Below are 15,040 nucleotides of genomic sequence, written 5' to 3'. Positions count from 1 at the left end.
CTAAGAAAGGATAATCACGTACTTATTTGCCCAGAGGATTGAGTTGTGGAACTTGGAACGCCAGGAATTATTGAGCTATATAGGAATTCTTACCTGAAGTAGATTTATCGATATTTCATATGCCGCCAGACCCTCTAGCAAAAGGGTCTTCAGCCCATCAAGGCTGATTTCAGCGCATCTGCTACCAACCGTTCCACCTGATGCCGAGCAAACTCGGGGCGATGGACCAAGCAAACTCGATCCGTATACACTGGCAATTCACTATGCCGATGCAAGCCCGCCCCCCAAGTCTCAACAACTTTTTGTGGAATGACACCATAGCCTAGACCTGCGCTTACGAGCTTAACAATCAATTCGAGGGAGTTTGTCGGAACTATCTGCTCCGGAGCGTCCCGCCATTGTCTAAGAATCGATTGAGTTTGAATGAGCTGAGGATCGCAAATGATACGCTCTGAAGGCTCATCAACAGACCATACGCTGACAACATCTTCACAAAGTGGCACGATCACCAGATCAGGCACCGGCACCGGATTGATCACCACACCACAATCGATCTCTCCCTTTTGAATTTTAGTTTGAATATCACGGGAGGAGCCATGAATCAGATCAATTTTAAGCTTAGGTAGCTCCTGTTCCAAAATCTGAAAAGCTTTAGGCAAAGTAAACTGCCCAACAGATGGATGGCAACCTATGATCAAGCTATGGCCAACCATTGGCTTTTGACCGGCGAAAACTTGGCTCAACTCCCCAAGTTGGTCCATCACTGTGCGAGCCCTAGCTCGAAAGTCTCGCCCTGCTGGGGTCAGCTTGATCCCAGTTCGAGAACGGTAAAAAAGAGCGACCCCAGCAGCTGACTCTATTTTTTTAAGAGACTCGGAGAGGCTAGGTTGTCTAACACCGAGTAGGTTAGCTGCATGACTGATGCTAGGGCTATCCGCAATCGCTAGAAAGTTGCTTAGATCTTGAAAGCTCATTTTCATAGGTTCCACCCTATATCAAATATCAACAACATAGGGTAGATAGCATAAACCAAATGAGTTAGAAATAGAGTAGTGAAAAAAACTCATAAGAAAAGGACTTCATATGCGAAAACTTATTACTTCATCTCTCATTGCCCTAGCTAGTTTAAGCAGCCTTACGAGCCAGGCTAGTGATACCAAGATGGTACACCTCAGTGGACTCGATAGTGCAGCGATCGTCGATGGTGAAGAAACCAGCCTTGATATCTTCATTCACTATCCTGGCGAGCTTTCCCAACAGTGTGGTATTCGCTTTTTAGCTGCCGGTGGCTTTGGAGGGATCTCAAGGGAGCTGAGGGAGAATATTTTAGTCTACACTGAGGGCCAAAGAGTATTGCCCGATCAGTCCAGTGGGACTCTGGTTTTCGACCTTACAGACATCATTGGCGAGTATCATGCCTACGGGATTATCGTTAATGTGAAGAGTAAAGACGGCCGGGCTATCAGTAAGCTACCAGGCTCTAGTCAAACCCTTGTTGTAGCTTCTGAACCGTGTGCAATTGCAGACTAAGAAGCTTGCACGATTGTTAAGGGCCGATTTTCTATAAAGAAGGGTATTGATATCATAGTTTCAAAATGAAATTTCCGATATCCTTCTTCCGTACGATCATCATTTGGATCTAATTTGATTTTAATATAGCCATCGATACTCTCCAAGTATTTTCGCACAGCGTCCATTCCAACACCCCGGCCAGATATTTCAGAAACCGCTTCTGTAGTGGTAAAACCTGATTCGAAGATCAAGTCAGCTATAGAATCTTCGCTAGTGTGAACCTCTGGCTTGAAAATACCCCTGATTTTTGCGATCTCGGCGATAGAGACGATATCTAAACCTCTACCATCATCGTTGAAGTTCATGTACATTGAGTGATCTTTCTTGATCATAGGAACCCAGATTAATATACTACTTAAAACTATGTCTCAACAACGTCTTCTGTTTAGAATAATTAAGCCTTAATTCACCACCGTTTTTTGAATCAAAGTACCTGCCTGGTAGAACTCAGCTGCGCTTGCCTCACCATCGCTATTTCGACACCAGTTGTGGAAGTCAGATGCTCGTTCCATACATCGAGTCTGATCGAAAGACGAATTTTTATAGTTATCGCTGAACAAACCGACACGATCTGGATTACGCTGACATTGATCCTGCCGGATAAAGCAACCCGTGTATGGGATATCTGAGTTGATAGTCGCTAGAACGCTGCCTTTTTCATAGAACGATGCACTCACGATCTGATCAGTCTTGTTACCGCACCAGCGGTGATAGTCATGGGCCCTCATCAAGCATCGATCCTGGTCGTGAGAGGCATTTTGATGGTTATCATAGATCAAACCCTCTCGCTCTGGTCTCTTTTGGCAAACATCAAGCTTAACGAAACAGCCGGTGTACGGCGTTTCAGAATCGTTTCTTTTGATCAGAGTCCCCCTATCAAAAAACGAAGCGATGGTTACCGATTCTTTATCATTCTTGCACCAGCGATGGAAGTCGTGGGCTCGCATCATACAGCGATCTGGATCCGAACTCGCATTCTGATAGTTGTCGACGAATAGTCCAACTCGCTCTGGATGCTTGGTACAAGTATCCTGCTGAATGAAGCAACCGGTATAAGGTACTTGAGAACTACTCTGTGCTAAAATTTTCCCTTTGTCATAGAACGACGATGTCGTGACCCCATCTGCTCCATTCTTACACCAGGCATGATAGAAGTGGGCTCGCGCTAAACACTGATCCTGGTCAGTGTGAGCTGTCTTATGATTATCAATGAATAGACCTTCTTTCTCGGGGTGGGCAAAGCAAGTGTCCTGTTCAATAAAGCAACCCGTGTAAGCAGTCTGAGAATCCAACTCCTGGACAAGATTGCCCTTGTCATAAAAGGATGCCACCGTCCGATCATCGAAATCATTTCGACACCACCGATGAAAATCGTGGGCTCGCATCATACAGCGGTCCACGTCAGTACTGGCGTTTTGATGATTATCGATGAAGTAGCCAACTCTTTCAGGCTTTTTCTGACAGATATCGAGTTGAATAAAGCAACCAGTGTATGGCATCCGAGAATCGATTTGCTTTTGCAGGACTCCTTTGTGATAGAAGGACGCTAAAGTAATACTGTCAGAGCTGTTCTTACACCACTTATGCATATCGTGGGCCCGCATCATACAGCGATCCACATCGCTGGATGCTTGCTTGTGATTATCGATAAACTGCCCTACCCGCTTGGGATCTCTTTGACATTGGTCTTGCTTGATAAAGCAACCAGAAAAGGGCGAGGCGGAGCTCATAGTCACAAGGGTGTCCCCGTTCTGCTTGAATTCTGCGGTGGTGACATCATCGGCACTATTTCCACACCAACGATGATACTCGTGGGCTCGCCGGAGACATCGGTCATAATCCGAGCCAGCGCCCTGATAATTATCGCGGAACTCGCCAACTCTCGTGGGTCTCTTAACGCAAACCTCTTGCTTAATAATACAGCTAGTTGGCTCTTCGTCCTTCAGCTCGAAGCTCAAATCCACAGTTGGAGAAGTCATTGAAAGTTCAGCTAGAGCCTCCTGAATTCTGTCGTTGGCAAAACTCTCATCATAGTCATTCAAACTAAAGAGACTTTTTATTAAAAACTGGCTGTAACTTGACAGCACTTGTTGGTAGTCTTCGCTCCTAAAGTAATCGCCTTTTTGGCTCTTGGCAATTGTCTTGCTAACCTTTCCGTACAAGCCATCGGCAGCTTTCTGTAGAGTGTCATAGGGAATTTCAAGGCTATGAGCCTTCGCCAGCATCGCTGAATCCTTGAGTAACTCTTCAAAAATATCGGTGGTAATTGTAGTTTTGCGATTCAGACGGATATCCATCTCATCGCCCTGTTGAGAGCCTTCAATCATCTCTGGAGCGACCAAAGCCTTCACTGTTCCAAAATCCTGGTACTCGACACGGATTACATAGTACTTAGGTAGATCGAGGGTAATCGATGCCTCACCATCCAAATCAGTCTCTGTCTCTCCTAGCTCAACCCCGTTCAGACTTTCTAGGTCGTAGTAAGTAACCTTGGCATTCTCCGGCTGCTTAGAAAGTTCCTCTGCGTTGGGGTCGAGACCGATGGTCAGTGCTAAGGTCTGATCCTGAATCAGAACTTCTCCATCGAGGTTGTTACGATTTTCTGCAGTCGAAATGATTTCGCCGGCTTCATCCCCTGCTGCCGCTTCATCCATAACTAATTTAGGCTGATCGTCGACTATCGCAACTTCATCGGCACTATCACCACCGCCGGACTTAGTACACGAGCTGAGCGCTAGTACTAATATGAAGCCTACAAACTTATTCATTTCCGTCAAACGCAACATGTTTGATTACCTTTCCAGTTCTTGCCATGCTGGCCCTATCGACTAGCCTCAGGGTACTACGTGAGCGAGACTTGATGATTGGATAAATAAGGTGTGAGTTCGTAGCCTTAGATAGCAGCCTTTAGCCATGATTTTTTAGTCTCCACAATTCGCAGCATGAACTCTTCTGATAAATATTCGGAATAACGAATAAAACCATGTAGAAAAATGAGAGGCCTTAAGTCGCTATTTGCGAACTTTTGAGAAACTGCCGTAAAAGTCAGATTTGGCAAAAGACAAGTGAACTTAAAGCAGCGGCTTATTGCCCAACGGGCTGTCTGGAATGGCACAGCCTTAGGCTCCATATGCCACTAGATTTAATTTTTTTACGTATTTTCAGGGGATTGAGGGATTGGAATAGACCTTGCTGAAAGAACTATGACCAACCCGAAGGAGGAAAGGGAATGCTTACATCTAAAGAGATCATGACGAAAAACATTACCTACATAAATCCTGACCTAGACGTGGAGAAAGCTGGTGAATACCTAATTCAAAAAGGCTTGTCTAGTGTTCCAGTAGTCGTGGATCAAGGACCTCGATTGAAGCTTGTAGGCTTTTTATCTGAGGCTGACCTTCTTAACTTTTGCTCCAATCAAGTGTACTTCGACCAACCTAACATGACCGTAAAAGACCTCATGCGCAATCACCCTTACTGCGTTGGTGAAGATGTAGAGATCTTCGAACTAGCTAGGATTTTCATGGACACCAAATACCGTCTCTTACCCGTTCTGGATGCTCAAGGTTATTTAGTGGGAGTGGTTCGTCGACGGGTAGTCCTCGACAAAATTTTAAAGCTGATCAAAGCAGAGGATAGCCATCTACTCAATCGTGTTCAGAAGAAGGATCTTCATCAACTGGTCAACCATCGATTTATCGTGGGCTAGAAGGGAGTGAGCCATGGAACTTAGAAAGCCTCATACTCAAACGGAAGAAGAGTACTTTTTCCTTCTAAATAGGGACTTAATCCGTAAGCAACGGGAATACCTGGACGAGGTGCGGAAAAACAAGGAACATCTTTCAGAGCAAAAGCTGCACTGGATGAAGTGTCCAAAATGTGGCTGTCAGCTGGAAGAACGCGAACTAGCTGGAGTTATGATTGACCAGTGTGAGAGCTGCCTAGGAGTCTACCTTGACAAAGGTGAACTCGACCTTATACTCACGGCCAAGAAGCCAGAAGGCTTCTTGGCTCGCTTAAGAACATATCTTTCCAAAGACCTTGCCACGGAAGCGATGTAGTTCATGGGCAAGCGTACCCGAGAGAGATCTTCTTTAGCCAAAAATTGGGCATCTATTTAAGCCAAAAAGGCTAAGAAGATCTTGATCCCAAAGCCAAGAGACATTGCGCAACGGGAAGTTACCTAGCATCTTTATTGATTCTCCTGTCCCGTAACTTTCTTCAAAGTTCCCCGAAAATTGAAACGCCATTTCGCGGCCTGTATCTAGCAAACGGCTTGCGCAAGTATAAACAGAGCCGCTGGATTGATCAAATCGAACCTCTCCTACAAAAACAAACACGGGAGTCGAAGACAGATCTAGATCTTTTTCGATGACAACTTTTTTGTTTTCGTCTTCATAAGAGATCAAACGATCGCGTTTTAGATAAATCATCGTCACTGGGAATGAGAGGCTTTCAGGACTCAGGAATCCTCCGACAGCAGTTTGGCTGAAGGCCGTTAGTTGAATATAGTCCTGATCGTCAGCCTTCACGTAGGTGCTAGAGAAGTTATTAAATGATTGCCCCGGTACGAAACGCCTTTTGTCATAGGCGTAGCCTACAGTTGGCCCAAAAAGTGACTTATCTTTATTCTCTGAATCATCATCTTCGCTAGCCATCGGATTGATATTGCCCTTGACCTTCAGATGCAGACCATTCCAGAACCAATCTGGAATTTCATTCCGTCGCGCATCGAAAGGCTTAACTGCCTTGCCTTCGAAGATCTTGGTGATCAGGCTTACAAAAATAGATCCGGTGGCTGCGGGGCCTACATTCTGGGTAACAACGACTCCCAAATCATGTTCCGGAGAATAGTAAGTCATGTTTTGATAGCCAACCCCTACACCACCATGGCCATAGAAATCGCCATAGGGCGTTTGTTCTTTCATGATCCCAAGGCCATACTGAACTGGATTGCCCAAAATATTTCCTTCACGAACGGCAATCATTTGTGCCAAGCTATGATCACTGATCAACTTGCCATTCATAAGCCCTCGAATGAACGTATTCATCTCTCTCGGTGATGAAACCACACCTCCTGCTGCCCAGGCACGGCTAGCTGGAAAGCCATTGGTAATATCAATTGTATCCCAACCACGACGCAGTTCTTTAGGTAGCAACAAATTTAGCCAACTTGGTAATCCTGAGAAGTGACTTTGCAAAAACCCTCGTGTTAGCTGGGGGTCATCTTCCGTGGACATATCCAAATAAGTATTTTTAAGCCCAAGGGGCTCGGCAATTCCTTCAGCTAGAATCGTTTCGAGCTTTTGGCCTCGATATTTTTCCAGGATGAGACCGAGGAGCACGTAGTTTGTGTTGTTGTAGGCACTGGCAGTACCTGGTGTGAAGTCAAGCTCTCGCCCTTTAATATCATTAAGTAGTTGATTTGGATCATAGACAACTTTCTTATGCTTAAATACATCTCCGAGCACACTGAAAAGCGCTTCAGGCCGGAAAAGATAGGCGGGAACCCCGGAACGCATCTGCATCAACTGCCGGATGGTAACCTCTCCCCAGCCGCCAAACTGTGGCAAATGCATACTAAGTGGGTCGTTCAGGGCAATCACTCCATCTTCAAGCAATTGCAAGGTTAGCACAGCGACCATGGTCTTGGTGAGACTACCAATGCGAAACAAGCTATCTATCGCGATAGATTCATCCCCTGCTGGATCTTTCACCCCCGCTGAAAACTCCTGACACTCATCCATTAGACAAATAGATAGGACCGTTCCCGGCGCCTGACTGAAGAAATTATATTCCTCTAACTCCGCTTGAATCCCGTCGCGATTGATTTCAAGCTGAGCCGAAAGAGGCCCACTCACCAAAAAAAGACAAAGCAACCCTAGGAAGCGACAATAGCTCATGCTAGCTCCAAAAAAAGTAAATTATTTGCGATGAAAAAAATGATTACAGATTTAGTTAGGATAAACAAGATCAGATTGGCTGCAGGTTTACTCTGTGACATTCAAACAGTACACAAAGGTTCAATGTTCCAATTCACACTGAGCCCTCCGTAGAAAGCCTTACTATTGCTTCTTCTCACACCATAGCTTCGTCATAGCTAGCGATTCGATACCAAATGCGTGCTGGTATGTTTATATAAGTAAAAAAACTTTCCCGTGAAAGCCTTGAGCCGCAAGCCCTCATTTTTTTATCTAGACTTGGTATAGGCTTTGCTTCATCAAAGGCAGAGTTCTAAAACATCTTTTAGGGAGACCAAACCATGATACGCACATTAACTCTAGGCTCTTTGTTTGTTGCTAGCTCTTTACTCGCTGCAGGCGGCCCGATTCGTGAACAAGCTCCGATCACAAAGTTTTTCATCCCGAACGGGTTCGATAACAACGACAACACCGAAGTTGTTATCCATGGCAAGCTACCCAGTACTTGCTATCACACTGGTGATGCAAAGGCTAAGGTCAATAGCAAAGACAAGTCGATCCAAGTTGATGCCGATGTGTTGTTTTACCCCGACACCTACTGTATCCAGAGTATTACACCATACATCCAAACGGTGAAAACAGGGGTATTAGAGAAAGGAGAATATAAAGTCAGCTTCGGTGATGACCCAACGGTAACGGAAACATTTGCTGTTAAAGAGCGGACCACAGAATCACCGGATGATTTTCTATACGCTCCGGTTGCAAACGCCTTTATCGATGTGGACTACGATACCGGCAAGCAAGCTCTCAAGTTGCAGGGAACCTTCCCCCACTTGTTTATTGGCTGTATGATTATGAAGGAAGTACGGGTGTTCAATGATCCAGCTGATGTGATGGTCGTGCAACCGATCACAGAAATTGTTGATGATGCGCGCTGTGATGAGCAACCAGCTGATCGCTCATACCAAGTGACTAAGGGTCTTGCGCAGCCGTTCTTTGGTGAAGGACTACTTCATGTTCGCGTTTTAGATGGCAACTCACTCAACCGCTTTCTAGACATTCCTGCCATGTAAGCGGTAGGTTCAGGACGATCTTCGCTCATTGCTTCATTTGAAGCAGTGGGCGAATTCACCCTCCTACATTTACACTACGCAATCACACTCAAGAACCCTCAAAGGCGATGACGGATTTTCAGGCAGTTGAACCATCGCCTCTACCAAGTCAGTCACTAACTTTAAAATAAGATACTGAAATAACTTCGCTCTGCAAGAACACGAACCGAAGCTTCGTGGCTCGTTGGAGAATGTTGCGAAATCACCCGAGTTAAATCATTTGGAACTAGTCATTGACTGGTCAGCCAGTTATCCCCTAACTTAAGGGTAAGTTCAGAACATGGGAGGTTTAGATTGAAATTCACGATGCTAGTATCAAGTACCTTATTGTTTGTAATCTCTTGCGGACAAGACAACACAAGCCAACTCAATGCCGAGCTTGGTACTGGCCAGCTCCGTCCCTGGCAAGATCATGATTTACCAATCAGCGGTGCTATAGGAACGCTCGATGGTCAGTGCACTGTATTCCATATTGGTTCCGGTCTAGTCGCCACCGCAGCTCACTGCCTAGCACCTCAAGCCAAAGCTGGTGATCCTTGCCTCCCTCACCAGGTTGCATGGCACGATGGAAGCATAAGTCAGTGTGTGCAGGTCATGGCTCTTGAATTCGAAAATCAGCGAGACATAGCCGTCTTTGAAGTGGACCCTGCCCCACAAGATTACTTTGAGATTGCAGAAACCGACCACTTTCTTGCCGACACGGAGTCCAGTGACGTGGTGATCTATGGGTTTCCGAAAGGTGAGGAACTCCACGTTTCGGAGAATTGCCACCGCACCGTGGAATCCACGAACAGCTTCACTCATACATGCTCAACCCTTCCTGGTCACAGCGGTAGCCCGGTTCTTAGGGCATCCGATCACAAAGTCGTTGGAGTTCACAATGGTAATCGCAGCCAAAGATATAATTACGGCAGCCTTCTGCCTCTAGCTTTTGCAGACCAGAGTCAATGGCTAGCGTTTAAAAATCAACGCCGTGAAAGCAAGACGTGGGGCCCGTTTGGCAACAATATGAGCCGACTTCTCTACCATATCCCTAGCAATGAGCTAGATACTGCCAGGTTCAGTATAAATTTCAGGGTTGAGGATGGCTACGACTTCGTTAAAGTCCAGGATGGAAACTTAATCCAGTACACCCTAACAGGCCAAGGTAGCAAAACCTATGAACTCGTTACACCAATCCTCATCACCTTCGAGTCAGACTACGCGGGAAAGTCAGATTCCGTCACCCTTCAACTTAGCCCTTAACTGGTGATCACCTGAGTTCATCGGGGTTCTTCCGGTTGCGACAATCGCCCAGTCTTGCTATGGAGGAGGCGATGTCGTTAATACGGGAGCAAACATGAGCGAAGTCGATAGGCTAAAAACTGCGGTAGCAAGGTTTCCCGAGATGAGTGCCTTGCCAGACTCAGTGATCCAATTCATTGTCGATCAAAGCGAGGAACTGCGCTTTGAAACCAATCAAACGATATTTGAAGAGGGTCAGGACGACCCGAGACTGATGATTCTACTCTCCGGCCAGGTAGAGACCATGCGCCGCAACACAGATGGTACCAATACATCAATTCGCTATCTTAAAACGGGTCAGTTCCTAGGTTTAACCAGTTTTGTAACAGGAGCGAGCCGCTCTGCAAGTGCCGTTGCAAGAAGTTCGGTGGCGGTGAGGAGCATTCCCTTTGTAGAGCTGAGGTCCTACCTCTACAACCCTAGAAGAGATAGTGACTCCCTTTTGCAAGCCCTGCTTTCCCATATGGGCCAAAAAATTCGGAGCAAAAACCAAATCATCGTCGATCAAAGGCCTCCTCAAGTTAGCCAAAAAACACGAGTGGCGTTCTTCGATAGTCAGCCCTACATGAAGAAGCCGTTCATCACCGCAGGTGGAGAACAGTTCGAATTCACGTTTGTCGAGGCTCGCCTTTCTGCCAAGACGGCTCCCGTAGCATCTGGTCATGAAGTGGTGTGCTCCTTCGTAAATGACACCATCGACGACGATGCCGCCAAAATCTTACAAGACTGTGGCGTTGGTCTGATCGCACTGCGATGTGCGGGTTTCAATCACGTGGATCTCAAAGCATGCCAACGCTATGGGCTTGATGTCGTGCGAGTTCCGGCTTATTCGCCTTATGCCGTCGCTGAGCATGGTACCGCTATGCTTCTCTGCCTTAACCGTCGTCTTCACAGGGCCTACAACCGAGTCCGAGAAGGTAACTTCAAGTTGGACGAGCTAGTGGGTTTCGATCTCCATGGCAAAACAGTTGGTGTAATTGGTACCGGTAAAATAGGTCGTATTTTCGTGCAGCAGATGCTTGGCTTTGGAGCCAGGGTGCTAGCCTTTGACAAGTACCCCGACCCAGAGCTGGAGGCTTTGGACAACGTTCAATACCTTAGCCTTGCAGAGCTTCTAAGATCTTCCGACATTATTAGCTTACACGCTCCGTTGACCCCTGAAACGAAGCATCTGATTGATGGAGATGCCATCCGTACCATGAAAGAGGGCGTCTACATTGTAAACACAAGCCGTGGTGGCTTGATCGATACCGTGGCGTTGATTCAAGGTTTAAAAAGTAAGAAAATCGGCGGCGCTGCTCTGGACGTTTATGAAGAAGAAGCTGAGTACTTCTTCCAGGATAAATCCACCGAAGGTATTTCCGACGATGTGCTTGCCAGACTCTTAACGTTCAACAATGTTTTGATCACCAGTCATCAAGCCTTTATGACCGAAGAGGCCCTAGACAAGATTACCGAGGTCACCCTAGCTAATATCAAGGAATACGAGTCCGGCAAGCGGGGCCCCGAGTTAAGCAACACTGTCTACTCTTAGAGACGCCAATAGGATGAGCCGTCTTTGGTTCGTCCTAGGAACCCAAAGTCTACAAGCTGTCGCCTGACGCGCACATAGTCCTCAAAGGTGATCCAGGCCTTGATCAATCGGTTGATTTCTTTCTCCGTGTACTGCTTTGCTTTAGGAACTTTATCGATCACGTATTCCAGGCAAACGAACTGCTGCTTTTGCTTTCTCGGCCAGCGCTGGAGTCGCTTTTCATCGTCCCACAGCCTATTTAATAAAACGTCAATTTTCATATTGGAACCTCCTTAAATTGATCCTTTTGCAAGGTAGGAACCAAAAAAATCGCCAATATTATCGGCGATCACGGTAAATCAACTATACTAGGCGACCCAATTTGGGCCACTGATGGCCATTGGCGGACAACCCTACTTGCGTTCCATTTCTAAAAAGTTTGGACCAAAACGATCGCGAAACTCAAGAACCGGTTCTGTAAGACCGTCTGCCTGATGCAAAAACATATTCATCACAAAAAGATCACGTTCTGCATATAAGCGAAGGTACCCATCTTCAAAGGCCCATTCTCCCTTACCTTCACCCAAAACATCGAGTTCATAGCGAAAGGTTTGGTTGTCGTACAGCTGGATGGTAATAGGATACGCGGGGTTGACTAGGGATGCTGTTTCCTTGTCCTTGGCATTAACGTAAGGCTCAAAATATGTAGGCTCGGCCTTTTTATATGTATAGGGATTTTTAAGCTCAAAATCACCCTGACAGGCTGAGAGCAGAACGCCAAGTGCCAGTGCTACAAGTTTCATCGAATCCTCCTAGGGCTTACTGGTTCAAAGGGATACCTCTATCTTAACTGATCCCCGAGGCAAGGTCTTGCCTCTCATCTAAGACTACGGACCTTAGCGATGCTATGTTACAAGTAAGATGCCTCCGATCACAAGATATTAAGGGGAGCAAAACCAATGAGACGAGGCTTGGTTAAAAAAGCGAGGAGATCGAACAAATCGTAGCGTGACGGGTATTTTTTAGGCGTAGCGGAGTATCATTGGTTTTGCTCCCCTTAATACTTCGTTTTTGGCGCTGATCTTAACTTCCTAAAATTGCCCAGGGATGATTGTATGATAGCCATATATAGGCAAAAATGTCCCAGTTCCGGCATCAGATTTTGTCCGAAAGGCAAGGGTCGATCAAGAAGTTCAGTCCGTTACCTAGGCAGCTATGAAGTACCCATTCTACAGACTACTGACATTAGCATGCATCCTACCAGCCATCGTCTTTCAAGGCTCATATCCCATCATCCCTACAGCCTGGTATGAAGATGCCATCGAGCAGATCTACAGCCTAACTCTATCATATCGCCACGAGAAGTTAAGACCATCACCAGTTGTGATTGTTGAGATCAATGAGCAAACAGAGCAAGAGTTTGGCTGGCCCCTACCTAGAAGAGTCTTGGCACAGGCACTCAGTCGCTTGGCACTGAACGGTCGTCCTTGGATCCTTTCCCTTCTCCAGCTACAGGACACATCTGACCCCCACGACGAAATTCTCGAACAAATGATTCGTAACTACGATCGCTATATAGGCAGTGGCTTGGATATTGGCAGCGATGGCGATATTCCCGAATCCCTCTACCCCCTCTTGAGACAAAGCCTCGTCTTGTCTAACAACGATGCACCTATCGAAGCCTTGCCCCTGAAATTTACTGAAAGTCCCCAGTATGTGAAAGCGCAGAAAGCTTTTGGGCTCCCACCTCGCTATGGAACGGAATCAAGTATCTACTGCGCGCCCTTCTACACTCACACTGTAGGATTAGAAGGCGGTATCGTACTTCCTGGTTCGATACTATGGCTTCTCTCTCATCTGAGTCAATCCGACTTTAAAACTAGCTTTGGCCTGAGCAGCAAGCGATGGCAAAGTGAAAATGCCTTTCATGTGGCACGCAAGAATTGCCTATCAGAACCAGCAGTCACAACCAAGGAATACTTCGCCAAGGCTCAGATTCCGATTGTTGGCCTAAATTCCGTGCTCCAAGGCCAGATTTCGTCCTTGGAAGGCAAAGTCGTTCTCCTTGCCAGTCATAAAATGAGGCGATTCCAAGGCCCCGGCTCTTGGTCTGCGGCTACAGAGGATCGGATCATTCCCGAGCACCATTTGACAGCCCGTTTCCTAGACAATTTCCTATCTGGCCGAATTCTCTTCCGCGAGCCTATTGAGCTACAATCGAGAACTGGCATTCTTCCTCTAGGCTTGTCCTTGCTGCTATTTATCACTGCACTTCTTGGCAATCTTCCCATAGCCCTCTTCACGTCGCTTTGTGGCCTTGGCGGCTTATTAGCCTGGAGTGCCTTGCAAATGATCTATAATCAGACGGTCATCGTTCCAATCCATAGCATTTTCTATCTTCTTGTCAGTGCAGCGTTCCTAGCTTCCCTAGTCTTATACCTTCGATTTGTTCGCTTTAAACTCATCAATCAGAGCCGTCATAAACTTCATGAAACCTGGAACGATGTACGATCCTGGCAAGACCTCAGGGGGTCATGGCTTGCGTATCTAAATAACTTAGGCCAAGTCGATGGGTTCGAGATTCAAAGCAAGAACAAAGACCTCCATGAAGCCCTAGCCTCTGAAAAGATAACGAAACTAGCCCCCATGACGAGCAAAGAATTGCTACCAAACCGAGATTTTGTTGAACTTCATCGCCAACGATTCTCGTTTATCCTCACGATTCGTATCGATCGATCCTTTCCCGAGCTTGGAGAGATAAGGTTTCAGCTACAGATACCAGCTTGGCAGCAATATGCTGCAACCGAACTCATCACAAGTAGCTTGCAAGAGCTAGAAAAACAGTGGCGGCGGGTCGAGATTGAAGCTCAAAAGCAAGCCCATCAAATGAGTCTCGTATTCCACTCCCTGAAAGAAGATATTCTTAGCAAATTTCTAACCCAAAGCATCACCAGTCGATTTAAGGAGGGAGCAGACCTAGACTCAAAGCTTCAAGACTTGCTCACTCCCCATCCCATTCAAGCCAGCATTCTACAAGCTGATATACGGGGCTACTCAGGGCTATTTCAAAAAATGGATTCCCTGGAGATCGCCAAGCTAGTCAAAGGTTACTATGAAACCACGGTCAATGAAGCTCAGAAGGTCGGTCAGGTAAAAGTTATTGGAGATTGCCTCTTTATTTTCATTGAGGACCAAGAGCAGAATTCTGTCGCACAGATGGTTGAATTGGCGAGCATACTCGTTCGCGAAACCAGTCGCCGTAACGCCGATCGCAATGGGCAACCGCTAAACTTCGGAATCGCTATTCACTATGGCCAAGCCATTGTCGGCAACCTCTCATCGGACAACTGCATCGACTATACTGTGGTTGGGCCAAACGTAAACCAAACCGCTCGTATGGAAGAGCTAACTAAAGATCCACAAGTTCGGCAGCTGATTGGTGCCAATGGAGTCTTGATTTCAGTCGAAGCCCAGGAGCAGCTACAAGATCCCAGGGCTAGGCAGATCGATCTACATGAGCTGGGTTTGCAAGTCCGATCGTTTCCAGATGTCCAGGCAGTCTATTATATAACGGCACCTACCTTGATCAACAGCAACCTTGATGAAGCTATATAGTAGGCTAGCGCCGCAAATTACCA

At 46.5% G+C, this 15,040-nt stretch carries 13 protein-coding genes; 7 read left to right on the top strand and 6 right to left on the bottom strand.

Translation table 11 applies throughout. From position 1 onward, the window contains the following. Window positions 1-149: 149 nt before the first annotated feature. Entirely contained in the window at window positions 150-980 is an 831-nt protein-coding gene (locus B9N89_RS07580; RefSeq protein WP_132316492.1) for a LysR family transcriptional regulator, read from the bottom strand. Between the two features lie 103 nt (window positions 981-1,083). Between B9N89_RS07580 and B9N89_RS07575 the strand changes: the two genes are divergently transcribed. Further along, complete coding sequence (locus B9N89_RS07575; protein ID WP_132316494.1) at window positions 1,084-1,530, top strand: hypothetical protein; 447 nt, start codon at window positions 1,084-1,086, stop codon at window positions 1,528-1,530. Here B9N89_RS07575 and B9N89_RS07570 read toward each other — a convergent pair. Both B9N89_RS07570 and B9N89_RS07565 read right to left on the bottom strand, forming a co-directional pair. Beyond that, window positions 1,527-1,904, bottom strand: a complete 378-nt coding sequence (locus tag B9N89_RS07570; RefSeq protein ID WP_132316496.1) for a hypothetical protein — start codon at window positions 1,902-1,904, stop codon at window positions 1,527-1,529. The genes B9N89_RS07575 and B9N89_RS07570 overlap by 4 nt on opposite strands. A gap of 69 nt (window positions 1,905-1,973) precedes the next feature. Continuing rightward, window positions 1,974-4,358, bottom strand: coding sequence for a hypothetical protein (locus B9N89_RS07565; protein WP_143478139.1), 2,385 nt, complete (start codon window positions 4,356-4,358; stop codon window positions 1,974-1,976). 443 nt (window positions 4,359-4,801) lie between these two features. Between B9N89_RS07565 and B9N89_RS07560 the strand changes: the two genes are divergently transcribed. Both B9N89_RS07560 and B9N89_RS07555 read left to right on the top strand, forming a co-directional pair. Further along, entirely contained in the window at window positions 4,802-5,281 is a 480-nt protein-coding gene (locus B9N89_RS07560) for a CBS domain-containing protein (RefSeq protein ID WP_132316500.1), read from the top strand. A gap of 13 nt (window positions 5,282-5,294) precedes the next feature. After that, window positions 5,295-5,633: a TFIIB-type zinc ribbon-containing protein gene (locus B9N89_RS07555; RefSeq protein ID WP_132316502.1), complete on the top strand. Its 339-nt coding sequence runs from the start codon at window positions 5,295-5,297 to the stop codon at window positions 5,631-5,633. Between the two features lie 33 nt (window positions 5,634-5,666). Here B9N89_RS07555 and B9N89_RS07550 read toward each other — a convergent pair whose 3' ends face one another. Then, entirely contained in the window at window positions 5,667-7,475 is a 1,809-nt protein-coding gene (locus tag B9N89_RS07550) for a serine hydrolase domain-containing protein (RefSeq protein WP_132316504.1), read from the bottom strand. A 359-nt stretch (window positions 7,476-7,834) separates the two neighbouring features. Between B9N89_RS07550 and B9N89_RS07545 the strand changes: the two genes are divergently transcribed. The 3 genes from B9N89_RS07545 to B9N89_RS07535 all read left to right on the top strand — a co-directional run bounded on the left by B9N89_RS07545 (window position 7,835) and on the right by B9N89_RS07535 (window position 11,423). Next, window positions 7,835-8,566, top strand: a complete 732-nt coding sequence (locus B9N89_RS07545) for a hypothetical protein (protein ID WP_132316506.1) — start codon at window positions 7,835-7,837, stop codon at window positions 8,564-8,566. A gap of 333 nt (window positions 8,567-8,899) precedes the next feature. Beyond that, window positions 8,900-9,850: a trypsin-like serine peptidase gene (locus tag B9N89_RS07540; RefSeq protein ID WP_132316508.1), complete on the top strand. Its 951-nt coding sequence runs from the start codon at window positions 8,900-8,902 to the stop codon at window positions 9,848-9,850. Between the two features lie 94 nt (window positions 9,851-9,944). Next, window positions 9,945-11,423, top strand: a complete 1,479-nt coding sequence (locus B9N89_RS07535; RefSeq protein ID WP_132316510.1) for a D-lactate dehydrogenase family protein — start codon at window positions 9,945-9,947, stop codon at window positions 11,421-11,423. Here the strand turns inward: B9N89_RS07535 and B9N89_RS07530 are convergent. Further along, window positions 11,420-11,683: a DUF2087 domain-containing protein gene (locus B9N89_RS07530; RefSeq protein ID WP_132316512.1), complete on the bottom strand. Its 264-nt coding sequence runs from the start codon at window positions 11,681-11,683 to the stop codon at window positions 11,420-11,422. The two genes, B9N89_RS07535 and B9N89_RS07530, sit on opposite strands and share 4 nt — an antisense overlap. 132 nt (window positions 11,684-11,815) lie before the next feature. Further along, entirely contained in the window at window positions 11,816-12,205 is a 390-nt protein-coding gene (locus B9N89_RS07525) for a hypothetical protein (protein WP_132316514.1), read from the bottom strand. Between the two features lie 412 nt (window positions 12,206-12,617). On the opposite strand from B9N89_RS07525, the gene B9N89_RS07520 reads away from it, so the two are divergent. Further along, complete coding sequence (locus B9N89_RS07520; RefSeq protein WP_132316516.1) at window positions 12,618-15,017, top strand: adenylate/guanylate cyclase domain-containing protein; 2,400 nt, start codon at window positions 12,618-12,620, stop codon at window positions 15,015-15,017. Window positions 15,018-15,040: the final 23 nt, after the last annotated feature.

The organism is Pseudobacteriovorax antillogorgiicola (assembly GCF_900177345.1).
In the GTDB taxonomy this organism is placed as follows: domain Bacteria; phylum Bdellovibrionota_B; class Oligoflexia; order Oligoflexales; family Oligoflexaceae; genus Pseudobacteriovorax; species Pseudobacteriovorax antillogorgiicola.
The sequence above is the reverse complement of the archived record's forward strand: the minus strand, read 5'-3'. Positions and strand labels throughout refer to the sequence as shown.